The following is a 19,637-nucleotide window of genomic DNA, read 5'->3' as shown; positions in this document are numbered from 1 at the left end:
TTTTTATGAAAGTAATTTAATTAACTTGCTAATTTTTAGCTCTTTGGCGTAATCTAAAGCAGTATGAAAATAATTATCTTTAATAGATTTATTAGCATTATGTTCTAAAAGAGCTTTTACTGCTTCAATATTATTTTTTCTAGTAGCTATAATCAGAGCTGTATAGCCATAAAAATCTTGGGCATCCATGTTAGGTTTGACTTTATAATTAAGAAGAAGGCTAATTATATCAATATTGTTTTTCTTAGATGCAATCATTAAAGCTGTTCTGTCATTACTATTTTTTATATCTAAATCGATAGTATAATTATAGTTTAGAAGCATTTTAACAATATCAAAATTGTTTTTAGATATAGAGTACATTAAAGCATTAGATTTATTATGGTCTTGTAAATTAATGTCAATGATCTGATATTTATAATTTAAAAGAGCTTTAACTATATCAATATTATTTTTTTCAATAGCATAAATTAAAGCAGTTTTGCCATGTTTATCTTGGCTATTAATATTAATTATATAATCCTTAACACGATAATTGAGAATCAATTGGACAATTTTTACATTATTAATTTTAGTTGCTAAAATTAAATAAGTATCTTGATTTTTATCTACGTAATTAAGATCTATAATATAATTATCTTTTTGATAATTTAATAGTAATTCAACTATTTCGGTATTTTGATTACCAATAGCCCAACTTAAAGCACTTTTATCATATTTATTCCTAAAATTGATGTCTATAGTAGCTTTATAATTAAGAAGAGCTTTGACAATTGCAGTATTATTATTTTTAACAGCCCAAATTAAAGCAGTTTGATTATAGGATCCTATAAAATTAATATCTATAGTATATGTATCATGTTTATAATTTAGTAGAGAATTTACTATATCGATATTGTTATTCTTGATAGCCCAAAGTAAAGCGGTCATATTACTAACATCAGGCATATTTAAATCAAGTGTTATTTGCTCTGATTTATAATTTAAAAGTAAATCAATCATTTCAGTATTGTTATTCATCGTAGCAATAAGGATAAGGGTACGATTTTTAGGAATTCGTTCAAAGTATGTTATTTTTTGAATTTGATTTACATCAACAGTAATAATATCTGATTTATAATTAAATAATAATTTAACTATATCTAAATTGTTATTGATAACTGCAAATAGTAAAGCTGTGTATTCAATGGTATTGAGTTTATTATTTATATCAACAGTAATAATATCTGACTTATAATCTAATATTAACTTTACCATATCTTTGTTGTTATTTTGAGAGGCATATATTAATGCTGTACCGTTATAATTGTTCTTAGCATTAATATTTAGGGAGATAATTTCAGGTTTATAGTTTAATATTGATCTTACAATTTCAATGTTATTGCCTTTAACTCCTGTAATTAAAACTGTTGTAATAAAAATATCATTGTTGCTAAGAAAAATATTGTATTTTTTGTTAAGATCAAGAGTAGTAGTTTGTTTCTTATAATTTAAAATAAGATTTAATATATCTAAATTATCTCTTTGTATAGCTGATCTTAAAATATCACTTCCTTTTTTATCTTGAGAATAAAGGTCTATATTATAAGTATCATGTTTGTATTGCAAAATTTGTTTTACGGTTTCAATATCCTTATTTATTATGGCCTTTTGTAAAACATTATTTCCATTACTATCTTTAAGATTATTAATATCAATTGTATAAATGTCTTGCTTATAACTTAAAAATAACTTAATCAAATAGTAATTATAAGATTGTATGGTGTATATTAAAGGATTGCTATTTAGATAATTTTTATAATTTAGGTCAAAAGTATAATTTTTTTGATCAAGAAAAAACTTAACTAAATCAGGAGAATATGTTAATTCATCTAATTCAGATTTTATAGTTTTATATTCTTTGGAATTAATATCTAAATTTTTAAGTTTATCTTTCATTATGCCAGAGTCTACTTCAAATCTGAAAAATCTTTTGTTATCAAGCTTTGTAGCAACCATTAAAGCATTGTATCCATAATTATCAGTAGAATTAACATCTATAGAATTTTGTTGAAATAAGAAAGACATAAATTTTAACTGTTTTTTCTTGTCCTCTAGTAGGCTAGGAAAATATGTCTCAAGAATGATATAGCTAAAACACTGATGAAAGGTAATATCAAGAGGAATATAGCCAAGATAAGTAGTATAGTAAAAATAAAGAGACCACATTAAAGCGGTCTTACCAGTAAAAGGGTCTTTGGAATTAATATCGGTATTATATTCAATTAAAAGTTTAATTAGTTCTTCATTTTGTTTGATAACAGCAAGTGTAAATGCATCATCAGCATTTGCTTTATTATCAAGAAGAAATTTTGTCATATATTTATCTTGTGCAAAATAAACAGCATGCATCAATGGTGAAAATCCAATATTGTTTTTAATATTAACATCGGCACCATGATCAATAAGTAATTGAGCAATAGGCTTGTAATTCAATTCAACAGTGTGCATAAGAGCAGTATAACCTAATGCATCTTGAAAATTTACATCAACACCTTGATTTAAGAGAGATTCTACTTCTTTAATATTATCTTCAAGAACTGCATACATTAACTTAGTTTTTACTAATTTATTTGTTACCATTCTAACCATCCAAACATACGATATAGCCAAGATTGGGATTTTTTATTATGATCATCCAGAATGTCTTTTACTGTATCTCTAAATTTAATTACCATATTGGTTCTTGAGTTTAATAAATAAAGCATATGATGCATAAGTGTAAATCTCTCATCTAGAAAAATACCATAAAGAAGAAAGTTAGCAGTAGAAACTATTTTATATTCTTTTTCATTAATAAATTCTATTACTTCGGCAGATTCGCTTAAGAGTAAATCTTCTTGGCGGGTACTTTGAAGGTTTCTAAATTTTTCAATATCCTTTTCAAACTTCTTTAGTGTTTCAAGATCAATCTCATATGAACCTTGATGTATGCCTTTTTTAACAGCCAATTCAACTAAATTAACAAAAGTAGTTAGGTTATCTCCTGTATAGGGAAATTTTAAAGTAAAAGAATAAGATGAGTAATTTAAGGGATTCCGATCTTGATGTTCTATGGACTTTAGATAGCTTTTATCAACATTTTTATTTAGTCTTTGAATAAATCTTGTTAAATTTGGACTAACTTTTATCTTATTTTCTTCAATAAGATAAAGAATATCTTTTTTTAAGATTTCTAAGATCCAAAGAGGAGGTGCTAAAATTTTTAAATTTTTTCTAAATTGTATATAAAGTATATAATCAGATACAATTCTATATGGAAACATAATATCCTTTGAAAATGTTTATAGATTTTTATGAAAGTAACTTAATTAACTGGCTAATTTTTAGCTCTTTGGCGTAATCTAAAGCAGTATAAAAATAATTATCTTTAATCGATTTATTAGCATTATGATCTAAAAGAGCTTTTACTGCTTCAATATTATTTCTTCTTGTAGCTATAATAAGAGCTGTATAGCCATAAAAATCTTGGGCATCAATATTAGGTTTAATTTTGTAATTAAGAATAAGATTAACTATATCAATATTATTTTTCTTAGATGCGATCATTAAAGCAGTTCTGCCATTACTATTTTTTATATCTAAATCGATAGTATAGTTATAGTTTAAAAGCATTTTAACAATATCAAAATTGTTTTTAGATATAGAGTACATTAAAGCATTAGATTTATTATGGTCTTGTAAATTAATGTCAATGATCTGATATTTATAATTTAAAAGAGCTTTAACTATATCAATATTATTTTTTTCAATAGCATAAATTAAAGCAGTTTTGCCATGTTTATCTTGGCTATTAATATTAATTATATAATCCTTAACACGATAATTGAGAATCAATTGGACAATTTTTACATTATTAATTTTAGTTGCTAAAATTAAATAAGTATCTTGATTTTTATCTAGGTAATTAAGATCTATAATATAATTATCTTTTTGATAACTTAATAATAGTTCTATTATTTCGGTATTTTGATTATAAATAGCCCAGCTTAAAGCACTTTTATCATATTTATCTCTAAAGTTAATATCGATAGTAGTTTTATAATTAAGAAGAGCTCTTACAATTTCGCTGTGATTGTTTTTAACGGCCCAAATTAAAGCGGTTTGATTATAGAGTCCTATAAAATTAATATCTATAGTATATTTATCATATTTATAATTTAGTAGAGAATTTACTATATCGATATTGTTATTCTTGATAGCCCAAAGTAAAGCTGTCATATTACTAACATCAGGCATATTTAAATCAAGTGTTATTTGCTCTGATTTATAATTTAAAAGTAAATCAATCATTTCAGTATTGTTATTCATTGTAGCAATAAGGATAAGTGTACGATTTTTAGGAATTCTTTCAAAACGTGTTACTTTTTGTATTTGATTTACATTAACAGTAATAATGTCTGGTTTATAATCAAGTAATAATTTAACTATATCTAAATTGTTATTGATAACTGCAAATAGTAAAGCTGAGTATCCATAAACCTTAGATTTGTTATTAATATTGAGTGTAATTATATTAGGTTTATAGTTTAATAGCAGCTTAACTGTTTCTGTATTATTATTTTGACATGCATATATTAATGCGGTTTCATGATTATTAGTTGTAGTATTTATATCAATAATATAAGTATCTTTCTTATAATCTAAAATTGATCTAATTATATCAGAATTTATCCTATGGAATATTGCACTTATTAATACCGTAGTTCCTGATTTATATTTTTTGTTTAAGTTAAGCTCGTAGATATTCTTCTTGTAGTTCAAAATAAGATTAACTATTTCTTTATCATTAGCTCGAATGGAATTTAATATTGCATCTTCGCCTCGCTTGTTTTCTATAGAGAGATCTATGTTATAGTTTAAAACTTGTCTTATAGTTTCTTTGTCTTTATTTAATATTGCTTTATTTAAAGTATTATTTCCATAATTATCTTTTAGGTTATTAAGGTCGAGAGTAAAAGTATTTTTATTATAGTTTAAAAATAGGTCAATTAAATAAGGATTGTAATATTTTAATGAATATATTAAGCTATTGCTTTGAAGCTTATTTTTGTAATTGATATCAAATTTATTATTACCATCAAGAAAAAATTGAACTAGATCAGGAGAATATGCTAGTTTATCTAACTCAGATTTTATAGTTTTATATTCATTGGAGTTATTGTCTAATTTTTCAAGTTTATCTTTTAATATATGAGTCTTAACGTTATACCTAGAAAAATACTTATTATCAAGCTTTGTAGCAATCATTAAAGCATTGTATCCATAATTATCAATAGTGTTAACATCTATAGAACTTTGTTGAAATAGAAAAGACATAAATTTTAACTGCTTTTCTCTATCATGCCATAGACTAGGAAAATATGTCTCAAGAATAATATAGCTAAAACACTGATGAAAGGCAAAATCAAGAGGAATGTATCCAAGATAGGTAGTATAGTAAAAATAAAGAGACCACATTAAAGCGGTCTTACCAGTAAAAGGATCTTTTGAATTAATATCGGTATTATATTCAATTAAAAGTTTAATTAGTTCTTCATTTTGTTTGATAACAGCAAGTGTAAATGCATCATCAGCATTTGCTTTATTATCAAGAAGAAATTTTGCCATATATTTATCTTGAGAAAAATAAACAACATGCATCAATGGTGAAAATCCAATATTGTTTTTAATATTAACATCAGCACCATGATCGATAAGCAATTTGGAAATAGACTTATAATTCAATTCAACAGCATGCATAAGAGCAGCGTAACCTAATGCATCTTGAAAATTTACATCAACACCTTGATTTAAGAGAGTTTCTACTTCTTTAATATTATTTTCAAGAACTGCATACATTAATTCACTTTTTACTAATTTATTTGTTACCATTCTAACCATCCAAACATACGATATAGCCAAGATTGGGATTTTTTATTATGATCATCCAGAATGTCTTTTACTGTATCTCTAAATTTAATTACCATATTGGTTCTTGAGTTTAATAAATAAAGCATATGATGCATAAGTGTAAATCTCTCATCTAGAAAAATACCATAAAGAGGAAAATTGGCAGTAGTAACTATTTTATATTCTTTTTCATTAATAAATTCTATTACTTCAGCGAATTCGCTTAAGAGTAAATCTTCTTTATCAAGTTTTCTTAAAAGTGTATTGTTTTGGCGATGAGTTTGAACTCTGATAAAACTTTCAATATCCTTTTCAAACTTCTTTAGTGTTTCAAGATCTATTTCGTATGAACCTTGATGTATACCTTTTTTAACAGCTAATTCAACTAAATTAACAAAGGTAGTTAGGTTATCTCCTGTATAAGGAAATTTTAAAGTAAAAGAATAAGATGAGTAATTTAAAGGGTTCCTATCTTGACGTTCTATGCGCTTTAGATAGCTTTTATCAACTTTTTTATTTAGTCTTTGAATGAATCTTGTTAAATCTGAATTAACTTCTACCTTATTTTCTTCAATAAGATAAATAAGATCTTTTTTTAAGATCTCTAAGATCCAAAGAGGAGGAGCTAAAATTTTTAGATTCTTTCTAAATTGTATATAAAGTATATAATCAGATACAATTCTATATGGAAACATAATATCCTTTGAAAATGTTTATAGATTTTTATGAAAGAAACTTAATTAACTTGCTAATTTTTAGCTCTTTGGCGTAATCTAAAGCGGTATGAAAATAATTATCTTTAATCGATTTATTAGCATTATGATCTAAAAGAGCTTTTACTGCTTCGATATTATTTTTTCTCGTAGTTATAATAAGAGCTGTGTAGCCATAAAAATCTTGGGCATCAATATTAGGTTTAATTGTATAATTAAGAATAAGATTAACTATATCAATATTATTTTTCTTAGATGCGATCATTAAAGCAGTTCTGCCATTACTATTTTTTATATCTAAATCGATAGTATAGTTATAGTTTAAAAGCATTTTAACAATATCAAAATTGTTTTTAGATATAGAGTACATTAAAGCATTAGATTTATTATGATCTTGTAAATTGATGTCAATAATTTGTTGTTTATAATTTAAAAGAGCTTTAACGATATCTATATTATTTTTTTCAATAGCATAAATTAAAGCAGTTTTGCCATGTTTATCTTGGCTATTAATATTAATTATATAATCCTTAACACGATAATTGAGAATCAATTGGACAATTTTTACATTATTAGTTTTAGTTGCTAAAATTAAATAATTATCTTGATTTTTATCTAGGTAATTAAGATCTATAATATAATTATCTTTTTGATAACTTAATAGTAGTTCTATTATTTCGGTATTTTGATTACCAATAGCCCAACTTAAAGCACTTTTATCATATTTATCTCTAAAGTTAATATCGACAGTAGTTTTATAATTAAGAAGAGCTTTGACAATCGCAGTATTATTATTTTTAACAGCCCAAATTAAAGCAGTTTGATTATAGGGCCCTATGAAGTTAATATCTATAGTATATGTATCATGTTTATAATTTAGTAGAGAATTTACTATATCGATATTGTTATTTTTGATAGCCCAAAGTAAAGCTATCATATTACTAACATCAGGCATATTTAAATCAAATGTTATTTGCTCTGATTTATAATTTAAAAGTAAATCAATTATTTCAGTGTTGTTATTCATAGCAGCAATAAGGATAAGTGTACGATTTTTAGGAATTCGTTCAAAGCGTGTTACTTTTTGAGTTTGATTTATATCAACAGTAATAATATCTGATTTATAATTAAATAATAATTTAACTATATCTAAATTATTATTGATAACTGCAAATAGTAAGGCTGTGTATTCAATGGTATTGAGTTTTCGATTTATATCAACAGTAATAATATCTGATTTATAATCTAATATTAATTTTACCATATCAACTTTATTTTCTTCAGACGCATATATTAATGCTGTACCATTAAAATTATCAGTAGCATTAACATCTAGGATAATAAATTCAGATTTATAATTTAGTATTAATTTTACTATTTCGGTGTTTCTTGTCTCCATAGCTGATATTAATGCGGTTGTAATAAAAGTATCATTGTTGCTAAGAAAAATATTGTATTTTTTATTAAGGTCAATAGTAATAGTTTCTTTCTTGTAATTTAGGATAAGGTTTAAAATCTCTAAACTATCACTTTCAATCGCTTCTATTATAATATTACGACCTCTTTTATCTTCAGAATAAAGATCTATATTATAAGTATGGTATTTATATTGCAAAATTTGTTTTACGGTTTCAATATCCTCATCTAATATTGATCTACGTAGTATATTTATTCCATTACTATCTTTAAGATTATTAATATCAATTGTATAGGTGTCTTGCTTATAATTCAAAAATAATTTAATTAGGTAAGGATTATAGTATTTTATAGTGTATATTAAGGGATTGCTATTTAGGGAATTTTTATAATTTAGATCAAAAGTATAATTCTTTTGATCAAGAAAAAATTTAACTAAATCAGGAGAATATGTTAGTTCATCTAATTCATATTTTATAGTTTTATATTCTTTGGAGTTATTGTCTAATTTTTCAAGTTTATCTTTTAATATATGAGTCTTAACATTATATCTAGAAAAATACTTATTATCAAGCTTTGTGGCAATAATTAAAGCATTGTATCCGTAATTATCAATAGTATTAACATTTATAGAATTTTGTTGAAATAGAAAAGACATAAATTTTAACTGTTTTTCTCTATCATGCCATAGACTAGGAAAATATGTCTCAAGAATAATATAGCTAAAACACTGATGAAAGGCAAAATCAAGAGGAATGTATCCAAGATAGGTAGTATAGTAAAAATAAAGAGACCACATTAAAGCGGTCTTACCAGTAAAAGGATCTTTTGAATTAATATCGGTATTATATTCAATTAAAAGTTTGATTAGGTCTTCATTTTGTTTGATAACAGCAAGCGTAAACGCATCATTAGGATTTGCTTTATTATCAAGAAGAAATTTTGCTAGATTTTTATCTTGGGAAAAATAAACAGCGTGCATCAGTGGTGAAAATCCAACATTATTTTTAATATTAACATCAGCACCATGATCAATAAGTAATTGAGCAATAGGCTTGTAATTCAATTCAACAGTGTGCATAAGAGCAGTATAACCTAATGCATCTTGAAAATTTACATCAACACCTTGATTTAAGAGAGTTTCTACTTCTTTAATATTATTTTCAAGAACTGCATACATTAATTCACTTTTTACTAATTTATTTGCCATATAGCTTTTTCCTTGTTTTCATTTTTTATTCCAATGCTAATTATTAACAAAAAAGAAAATTTTGTAAATATAAACCACTATTACTAAATATATTACTGAATAAAAATAAAAATCCAATAGACATTTTTTGCAATTAACGTTAAAATTAAATTCAGTGAGAAAAACAATTTAAATTAATGGAGGCTATAAGCGTGTTTAATAAATTTAAAAAATTATCTTTAGTATTTCTTTTAGTGCCTAATCAGGCATCTGGTATGTTACTAAATTTTACTACCCAAGCTACTCAAGTATTTAAAAGTGCAGTACAAAAAGCAGCAGATTGTTTTTTTGATTATTCTATGGCAAGTTGTGCTTTTACTAATAATAAGATGTTTCCTGAAATTAAAAATGATACGGTTACTGAAACTCAAAGTATAACTCAAGCTCTAACTCAAAAAATAGTTGATAATATAAAAGAACAAATAACTCATAGTACGCCAGAATTGCAAGCTGAATGCTATGAGAGATTAGCAGATTTACTTCAAAGTAATTTAGATTTTTTCGATACGAAAGATAAAGTTTTTCAAGGAACTGCAGTTTGCCTTTTGTATCAATGTGTTAATTTAATAGAAGCAAATGATATTCCAGCTGCTGAAAAGGAATTAAATCTATTAGAAGAAGTTTTATCTAATGCTCCTGAAAAGAAAGTTTTGCTTAAAGATTTTACTCATGAAGATAATAAAGCAAAAGAATCGGCTAACTTTTTATTGAAAGGGTTTATCAATGATAAAGACTTGGATTGGAGTGAATTTGATCTAGATTCTTATAATGATGTTGCTGAAACATTAATTCCTGTTATTCAGAATATGATGATAGGAGGTAAGAATAAAGTTCAAAATATGCTTACTAATAATCTTCATCAAACTATATTGAATTTAGTAGGTATAATCTATTTGAGTCCTAAGGCTAATCTTGGTCTACTTGGTGCACAAGGTATGTACTTACTATGTAGTTCAAATCTTGGTGCTGCTGTTCTAAAAGATATAACACATAGAGTTGAAGTTGTTCGCCCTCTTGAAAGTGTAAATAGTGCGATTAATTTTATTGAAAAAGAGCTAAAAAATAATTCTAAATTGTCTTCTGAACAAAGAGTAGATTTTGAAAAGAATTATCAGAACTTATTAACAAAAAAAATAGAACTTGAAGGTAAAGTTAGAGAAAGTTACACTGCGGAATGGTTTAGAAATTTTAAAGAAGAAACTGAAAAAACTTGTAATGAAACTACTCCTGAAATTATACAAAAAGAGCTAGGAGCTTTTGTTGCAGAAGCTGCTGTATATTATAGTATTCCTAAGTTAGCAAATATCATAAAATCTTCTTCTTTTTTTAAGAAAGTTTACCCCTACTATAAAGCATTAAAACATAAAAATAGGATAATAGATGTAAATACTAAATCCTCTGAGGGGAAAATTATATTAGACAAAATTCAACCAAAAAACAGAGTTTTATATGGAGAACGAGGTAAAGAAACTGTAAATAGTGTTATAGAAGGCGTAGCAGCTGATGCAGCATTAGAGAGTGGTTGTTTTAGGCCAGGAGATAAGTTAAGAAGACCTCTTACTAAAGACCAAGTTGTACCTGATTGTTGTGACGCGCTTAGAGAGCATTCTAAATTTACTTCTTTCATAAAAGAAGCTGAAAAAGAGCTAACAAAAGGAACTCATACAATTGAACAGTTTGTAGAAAATAGCTTAAAAGAATTAATTGAATCTCAAATTTTAGACTTTCATGAAGAAGTTTGTGAAGCTTCAATGAAAATGATGGTAAAAGATTTAACTAATAAAATAAAATCAACAAGTGGCATAAATCAAGATATTTTGCAATACTTAGAGAAGGTTGATAATAAAAGAATTAAAGATTTAGTTGAAAAAGTTTCTAAAAATTTGAATGCAAAATCTCAACCACCACGTAAGGGCTGTGATGGTATAGATTTTGAAATTGGTAAATATGTTAAAGACTCTCAAACTAGTAAGACGGAATTTAAAACAAATCGTCATTATGATTGTAAAGTTCCTAGAGGTAATAATTATTTAAAAGATGAAGTAAAAAGAGATTTTAATCCAATAGATTTTGTTCAGAATTTAAAAATAAAACCAAAAGAGGAACTTATAATAGGTCTTTTTTTAGTCAACGAAGAAGAAGCAAAGGTTATTATAAAGGAATTTTTTGACAATTTTAATACCCATGTCTCAGAAACAATCTTAGTGTTTTCTAAATATACTAGTAAAGAATTAATGAATTTAGCAGAACAATATGGCTTTAAAATTGCTAAGACTAAATATTATTTTTTACAAAATACTCCCCGTGTAATACCATTAAGAAATCCTCTATTAGATCCTGATCAAACTCCAATTTTTACAAAACCTTATCAATATTTTGCCTTAGCACTTAAAAATGTGTTTAATTTTTTCAAATCTTTTAATGAATCTCAAGAAAAAATTGAGCAATGTGCATCTAGTGATGATGAAGCAGAAGATGATTTGGATAGATATAATTTTTCTTCAAATCAATTAACTTGGATATCTATTGCAGATAGTGCTGATGACTATACTTTGCCAGAATCTATGGCTGAATTTGGACAATCAATTATAAGTCAAGATGAACCTGATAAAAGCAATCAAGAAAATCAGGCCTATAACAATTATATAGATAATATAAAAAAAGCAGTTGATCAAATTGAATATAAGATTTTGAAAGAAAGAAGAGTAAACGTTAGTTTAAATTCTATGTCATATGAAATTGCTTGTGATGTATTGCAAGAGATGAATAGTCGTTCTACTCTAATTAATTATTCTGATAGAATTCAGCTGTTATTTACTCCAGAAAAGCTTTCAGAATTTCAATCATTCCATAGTACAAGTATGCCTAAAATTCCTTTTGCTATGAATTGTGTAGATCTAGATGCAATTACAGAAATAAGTAAAATCAATACAAGCAATATATCTGAATGTTTAAATCCTATCTCTAGGTACTTAAAGAACTTTACAAATCAATATCAAAGTAAACAAGCAATAAGTACACAAATACCTGAACAAATAAATAATAAAGAAGATTCTAATCAAATTGATAAAACTAGAGCAGAACTCTTAAGTAATGAAAGAACTGAAGAGTTAAAAATTAATGATAATAGTCAGACTGGTGTAGAGTCAATTTCTCTAATTCCTGCTGATTATGGTTTTGATAGAAAATCTGAATTTGATGATTCTCAAGAAGTTCAACAAGATAGTGCAAAATCAGGCAATGATTTAAAGACAACTCCTGTTCCTCTTTCTGATAAGTCAAAATCTAAAAAACCAATAGCTTCGCAAGTGCCTGACATTAGATTTGGATATGGTTATAGATCAGAAATTTTACAAGTGGATACTAGTGAACTAGGTGTCATGATAAATGAAAATATTCATGATTATTTAATGGCTAATAAACCAGAATATAGAGAAAAATATTATGCTATGATGAATGAATCGATAGATTTAGCAATAGCAACTAACTCTTCAGGATCAAATTATGAAAATGGTAATAGTCCATTACTGACAAGATTTAGATTAGCTTATTTAGTGACAGATAAACTTACCTTTGGTAAAGCGTTTAATAAGTTAAGAGATGATCTTCTTGAAATGTACTTTGATTATAAAACCGGTCGAATAAAAGATATTTGTCTTGATTATGAGCCTACTAAACGTATTTTGGATTTTATATACGACCTTTCAGGAAGCAAAGAATTTTATGAAAATCTATTGAAAAAAGCAAGTAAATTATATGGTTTTAAAGAAGTTTTACGTGAAAATAAATATTTATGGCCGAAAAACTTTAATGCAGAAAGTAAAAGACCTTTACCTATTAAAAGTAATAGAGACCTAAGATTTATGAAGTTAATTAAAGAGAATCCTAAGTCTAAACAATTTTTAGGTATTATCAAATTACTCAATGATCATAGTTTTGCAAAAGCTAAAGAAACAATAAGTAATATAAAATGCTCAAGTCTTGATAGAGAAGCATTAGATATAACCTATAGATTATTCTTTGTTGATGCACATAATAAAGATGGAATTTATAAAGGATTCATTCATGATCCTATTCTAAAGACTTTAACTCCGGAATTTTATGATAAAAATAGAGTTAATTTTAGAAGTATAGAAAGCTATAACTCTATGTTATTATACAGACATATATGGGCAGGAGAGCTAGCTAAATTGTTTGGTATAAAAGATCTGTATAATAATTCTGTGATTAAAGAGTATGTATATGGTCTAATAGATCAAGAAGCTCTGTTAAAAACTTTAAGAAATCCGGAAATAAAAAATGAAGAGCAGATTATGTCTAATTTATTAGAATTAATTTCTAAAAATTTAGATAAACAGATAAAGTCTTTAATTAATTTATCCTCTAATTCAGAATCTAGTGATGAAAGAAGAGCTTATTATGCTTTTTTTAATGATTATGGTGTTTTAAAAAACCTAACTAATAATAAGTTATTAGAGCAACGTAACTTACCTAAAATCTTATCAACTGAGAAGGCAAAAATTTTGAGGAAATATTTGAATTGTACTTTGTCTCATGATTTTAGTGATAAAGGAATGATATATGCAACCCAAATATTGGATTATATAATTGCTGCTGCTAACTGTCTTGAAAGTAATAATTCAAAATCAAAACAGTATGCTAATATTGTTCATGGTATTTATAATGCTCTTGTTTTTACTCAAACTGATAAGACAATTCTTTTATGTTCTTCTGATTTTTTAGAAAAGTATGAGGATATAGAAAGACAAGGTGTACAAGACATGTATATTGATATTGTTTCTCAATGCATTAATTTTACTTATAGTGCATCAACTACTAAAGATTATTATTCTAGGTGTGCTCAAGTAAAGAAAATTATCTCTCAAGCTAGTATTTGTCAAGAATTGCTGAAGGATGGTAATATAAAAGAAGCTAAATTTAAGGCTGATATATTAATCAAATCTTTATATCAAATTATTCAATGATATAAACCATGGGCAGTAGTAAATCCTATACCTCTAGTCTTGAGATGTTAAGAAATAGTTATTGCCTATAAGAAAGAGGTGCTCTTAAAAAAAAGAGCACCTCTTTTATTTTTAAAGTACTCAACTGTAATATTTTGCTATATTATTTGTTTTTAATCAAAAGAAATTAAAATGCATGTTTTAATGAAAATATTGAATATTATTCAATTTATTTAGCATAATAAATAATAAGAGGTATTTTTTAAAATTTATTGGAGGTTGAAGTGAAGAATAGATATAGTAGTTTTAAAATAATATATTTTTTTTTAAATATATTATTTTTATTTAATTTTACATTTATATGTTCTCAATTAACAAAAGACCTATCTCAACCTGAGCCTGAAGTAGAAGAGGTTATAGAATTTGATCCAGATGAAGAACGTGAGATTGAAGTTCTGCCAATACAACCTCCTGTTATAGATGGTAAAGAGGTAAAAATTGGTTTAACCATGAACTTTCCGGTTTTTGGAGATATTACCTTATATCCTGAAAAAGATAAGAATGGAAAAGAGATATTGAAAGCTAACTTAACAACCAAAAGTATCGATTTTGGCGCTTTTGGTATTAAGATTGATAACTTTTCTGTAATAATTGATGATAATAAGATTCCAGGTGTTAGTGCTGATGTTACTTTATTTGGAAAAAAAGCAACTTTAGAACTTGTTGAATTAAAAAAAGAGTCTAAAATTGTTAAAAAACCTATTCCTGGAACTAAGTATGATGAACTAGAATTGCCAATAGATTCTGCTACATTTCGAATAAAATTTATTAATAAGCCTATCATACCACTTTTGCCTTTCAAATCTATTGAATTAAATCATTTAGATCTAATCGTTAAAAAACAAAAAAAGCCTGCATTAGTATCAAATGTTAATATTTTTGGTTATGAAACTCAAATGTCTTATGCTTCTGAGCAAAAGGATACAGTAGTAAGCTTTCACATTAAAAAGATAGCACTGTCTGATTTTATCTCCGAGGCTAAAGGTAGTGATTTTGGTAATGCTTCTTTAAATGATCTAACTTTAAAATCTAGATTTTCTTCAAAAGAAGTCGAAGTGGCAACTGCTAATAAAGAGTTAAACAGTTTTGCTCTTGATTTTAGTGGCTTTGCTGATTTTTCTAATTTAAAGGTTGCGGGTCTTTCTGATATTTCTCTTAATAAATTAAATATTAAAGGTACTTATAGTAAAGATAAAGGTTTAGATATAGAATCAAATGTTAATAAATTTAATATTTCAGCATTAGGTTCGATAAATCAAGCAAAATTAATATTCTATTCAACAGATGCTATAAAAAATAAAATAGCAGAGGTTAAGAAAAAGTTAGCAGATAAGCCAACTACAGTGCTTGAAGAGCTTGAAAGACATGAGTTGAAGATTCTTACTTTAGTTGGACGTGAACATAAGCCATTAATTATGTTAACAGGTAATGGTATTATTAATTTACCGGAAATTGGCCCTCTGAGCTTTAATTTGGATTCTAATTATGCATCAACTGGATTTGAAATAAAGGGTACTATTGCTCAAGATGTTAAGTATTCTAACTTTGCTATAAATCAAGCAGTTCTTGAACTTAATACTAATACCGGCGTTATTACAATAGAAGGTGATGCAGTAATACAAGGGTTTGATGTACTTGCAAAATTAAGTGCAGCTTCTGATCCTAAGGATCCTAAAAATAAAGTTTATAAATTGGAAGCTCAAACAAAGAAAAAAGAATGGCAACCATTTAAAGAAGCTTCAGTGCCTGATTTTATTAAAGATATCGATATAAAAGAGATTTCTTCAAAAGTAAGTTTAGTAAGAGATCCTATAAAAGGCTTAGAAGCTCAATTAAATCTCAAAGGTCATGCTGAAATTATGGGTATAACTGCTCAGGCTGAAGTTTTATCTATAAAAAATGCCAAACAAGCTGGAGTTCTACTAAAAGCTTTAGTTCCTGAAAATGAATTGCCTCAGGGCTTTAATAAGTTACCTATACATAATGCTGCTTTTGTGGCAACTACTATTGAATATACAGATCCTGAGACCAAAGTGACTTATAATCCTAATAGCTTAAATTTAACCGGTAAAGTGACTCTATCAGGGGCTTTAGAGCCTCTTGGTAAAATGATTGGATCTCAAAATGCGCAGTTAAATGTCCTTGGAGCATTTGATCCTAAAAAGCCAACTGATAATAAGATATCTATTGAGTTATCAAAAGGTATACCAATCAAAGGGCATGTAGTTTCTATTGGTCCGGTTATTGTAGATATAAGAACTAAAAATGCTTCTCCTTATTTTGATTTACAAGTTCATTTAATATTACGTCCTAATTCTAAAGATCGAACTCAAGAACTTGATTTCAGTGGAACTACAAGTTATTCAGCGCTTGAAATAGCAGGTAATCTAAGAATGGATGGTATGTGGCGTGATCCATTTGGTCTTAATGGCCTTTCAATAGGTGATATGTCTATTTCATTAGGAATTAATCCTCAGACATTTCCTGAGACGCTTATTCCCTCTAAATTTGATTTAGGAGGTCGTTTAGGTCTTGCTCCTGACAAAATAGTTAGTCTAGCGATTGCTATAAATTTTGTAGATAGCCAAGCCGCTTTTCTTGGATCTCTTGAAGGTGCTGATGGCAAATTAAGGACTTTATCTCTTGTGGATATAATCACTCTTATTGCTGATCGTTTAGGAGCAAATGTTCCTCAAGATAAAATACCGGTTTTAGAAGTTGAAGAACCTCATTTTTCTTTTGCTTTACAAGATACTTCAGTAGGAGCTATTAAGATTCCTCAAGGTATTAAGCTTAAGGGTAAAATTCAATTACTTTCCTCTATTGCTGAAGTTGATTTTGGAGTTAGTAAATCTGGTATTATGGCAAAAGGGGAGATGACACCTGTAAATTTAGGACCGCTTAAGATTACTGCTGCAAAAACAGCAAAAGGTGAGGTTAGAAAGACAAAATACGGTGGTCCTCAAATAGATATAGAATTTACGTCTGCTCGCCAGAATTTTGTAATTAATGCTTTAATGGAACTAGATTCTATGTTTTCAGGTTCTGGTGATATGGAAGTATCTAAAGATGGTATTAATTTTAATTTTGAAGTTAGTGTTGGACCTAATAAACTATTTAATGGCTTATTAAATGGTCAATCTATAGGTTCTCTTTCTAATCCTGATTTCAAGCTTTTAATAGAGATGGAACAGAAATTTACTCGATATGCTCAAGAACAAATATCCAAATACTTAAAAGATGCTGAAAATAGTGTCCGAAATAATATTAATCAAGCTGTTGAAGAAATTAAAAAGATCGATAATGCAATAGAACAACATAAAAAAGACATGCAAAGTGCTATTAATGATATTGAGAAAGCTAAAAAAGATCTAGATGCTATAGATTCTGCATCAAAAGAAGCTGAGATTGAGATTAATAAATGGAAAAAAGATGTTGATAAACTTAAAATAGATATAGATAAAGCAAAAGCACAAATAGCAGAGCTAAAGAAAAAAGAACATGGATGGAATGTTGTAGGACATATAGGTCAAAAAGCTAAAATTCTAGTGCTTGAAGATCGAATTTCTAAATTAGAATCTTCTCGTGCTATTGCTAATACTGCTTTAGAGTATATATTTAAAAAATCAGCAACCGGTACTTTAGCTATATCTAAGAAAACAGCTGAAGCTGCTTTAGCTACAGGTAGAAAGTTCTTAGAATCGGTTCGATCAGTGGATATAGCAGTTATGCAACTTACTAGGGATCAGTTGATTAACTCTTTAGGTCTTGCGCGTGATGCTGGCATTGGGGTTCTTCAAGGTACTAATTTTGTCTTTACCGGTCTTTTAAAAGGTTTTATGGTTGATAAAGTTAAATTCCAAAGTACTTTAGGTGAAGTTAAAAAGGGTCAGCTATTTGATATTCAATTAGATATGCATTTACTTGGTAAACCTCAAATCCTTAAAACTAAATTTGATTTAAAAGATATATCAAAGAGTATTGAAAGCTTATCTAAAGAAATTATTAATAAATTTGTGCCTAAATTTTGATAAACTATCAGGGAGATTTAATATCTTCCTGATTTAACTTTATTTTTTTGAGTATTTTAATAGTGTATATAGATATTGATTTAATTGATTCGATAAAGCAGATTTATTAAACCGGGTAGTTGATATTAATAAAAAGAGTGCTTTTGATTATGCAAAACCTCTTATATGTAGATCTTACTTAAAAGTTCTTGAGACAAGAATATTAAAACGTCCCAATTATGATCAATAAATGGAGGAACTAAAGCGTGATATGTTTGATTATATTGCTTTGGTAAACTCTAATAAGATTATAAAGAGATAATAGACTTCTTATTGAATATGATAATAATAGTATAACAAATTAGGATTATTATAACATTGCTTTAATGTTAGCAATTAAGAATAATCTAAATATTATATTTAATTCGTAATTATAAAAATTAGGATGTTATTTAAAATAATATCCTAATTTTTTTCAATATATTTTAACTTGATATTTTATATTACATATGTATAATTGCATTTAACGAATCATTTTTTATTTAATTTTAAAAATATAAAAATATATAAATTATATACAAAAAATTAATTTTAATGTTAATGATTAGTAGTTAGTAATCTTTCAAAAATTGTTTTTTAAGGTGTTTAAAAATGTTAAGAAATTTTTATATTAAGTATATGGTAGTTATGTTTCTTGTAAGTAATTACGCAGTAGGGATGGTTGTGCCTAAGTATAATTATGAATTAGTAGCTTATGCTCAATTGAAACAAGCTAAAGAAGTTTTAGAATTGATCGATTTAGGAGCAGATGTTAATTCTTATGATGCTCTTGGCCACACTGTTTTAATGTTTGCTTGTCAAAATGATGATATAAATCTAATCAAAACTTTAATTAAAAAAGGTGCTGATGTTACTAAACAGGATGTTTATGGTAAGACTGCTATTAGTTATACAAAATCTAAAGCTGCAAAAGATTTGATTTTGGCTACAATATTTAGTAAAGATATTAAAGTTCAGGATGCTTTAAAAGAATTGGCATTGAAAAGTAAAAAGAATAAAATAGGTATTCAGAGATCCAAGAAAGCTAGCAGTTTAAAAAAATGTGGCTCTAAAAAGAAAAGAGTTCGTTTTGCGTTTCAATGCGGCATTGCAGGATGTGATGAAATATTTTCAAATCCTAAAGAATTAATTAATCACGAAGATTCTCATTAGTTTATATGATTTGATTAGGCCTAAATATTAATACTTAGGCCTATTTTATAAATTATTCTTCGTCTATATCTTCAAAAGAAAA

The 19,637-nt window shown here is 26.6% G+C and carries 8 protein-coding genes; 3 read left to right on the top strand and 5 right to left on the bottom strand.

The genetic code is table 11. The features are described 5' to 3' along the window. Positions 1–3 precede the first annotated feature (3 nt). The 5 genes from BABL1_RS01755 to BABL1_RS01735 are packed head-to-tail and all read right to left on the bottom strand — an operon-like array spanning position 4 to position 9,270. The gene (locus BABL1_RS01755; protein ID WP_023791595.1) at positions 4–2,622 is read right to left on the bottom strand and encodes an ankyrin repeat domain-containing protein; all 2,619 of its coding nucleotides are present in this window, start codon (positions 2,620–2,622) and stop codon (positions 4–6) included. After that, on the bottom strand, positions 2,616–3,305 hold the full coding sequence (locus BABL1_RS01750; RefSeq protein WP_023791593.1) for a hypothetical protein: 690 nt from the start codon (positions 3,303–3,305) through the stop codon (positions 2,616–2,618). The genes BABL1_RS01755 and BABL1_RS01750 overlap by 7 nt, the downstream gene beginning before the upstream one ends. Before the next feature lie 28 nt (positions 3,306–3,333). Next, a complete protein-coding gene (locus tag BABL1_RS01745; RefSeq protein ID WP_023791590.1) occupies positions 3,334–5,913 on the bottom strand; it encodes an ankyrin repeat domain-containing protein in 2,580 nt (859 codons plus the stop codon). After that, positions 5,907–6,626 carry a hypothetical protein gene (locus BABL1_RS01740; protein WP_023791587.1) on the bottom strand — a complete coding sequence of 240 codons (720 nt, stop codon included), beginning with the start codon at positions 6,624–6,626 and terminating at the stop codon, positions 5,907–5,909. The genes BABL1_RS01745 and BABL1_RS01740 overlap by 7 nt, the downstream gene beginning before the upstream one ends. A 28-nt stretch (positions 6,627–6,654) precedes the next feature. After that, the gene (locus BABL1_RS01735; RefSeq protein WP_023791584.1) at positions 6,655–9,270 is read right to left on the bottom strand and encodes an ankyrin repeat domain-containing protein; all 2,616 of its coding nucleotides are present in this window, start codon (positions 9,268–9,270) and stop codon (positions 6,655–6,657) included. A 191-nt stretch (positions 9,271–9,461) separates the two neighbouring features. Here BABL1_RS01735 and BABL1_RS01730 point away from each other — a divergent pair, with 191 nt between their 5' ends. From BABL1_RS01730 to BABL1_RS01720, 3 genes are all read left to right on the top strand, one after another. Continuing rightward, positions 9,462–14,294 (top strand): hypothetical protein, encoded by a 4,833-nt coding sequence (locus BABL1_RS01730; RefSeq protein WP_023791581.1) that lies wholly within the window; start codon positions 9,462–9,464, stop codon positions 14,292–14,294. A gap of 263 nt (positions 14,295–14,557) precedes the next feature. After that, positions 14,558–18,364, top strand: a complete 3,807-nt coding sequence (locus tag BABL1_RS01725; protein ID WP_023791579.1) for a coiled-coil domain-containing protein — start codon at positions 14,558–14,560, stop codon at positions 18,362–18,364. 630 nt (positions 18,365–18,994) lie between these two features. Further along, positions 18,995–19,555 carry an ankyrin repeat domain-containing protein gene (locus BABL1_RS01720; RefSeq protein ID WP_023791576.1) on the top strand — a complete coding sequence of 187 codons (561 nt, stop codon included), beginning with the start codon at positions 18,995–18,997 and terminating at the stop codon, positions 19,553–19,555. Positions 19,556–19,637: the final 82 nt, after the last annotated feature.

The sequence above is a fragment of the Candidatus Babela massiliensis genome (assembly GCF_000513475.1).
Taxonomy (GTDB): domain Bacteria; phylum Babelota; class Babeliae; order Babelales; family Babelaceae; genus Babela; species Babela massiliensis.
Note: the sequence above shows the minus strand (reverse complement) of the source record. Positions and strands in the feature narration are given on the sequence as shown.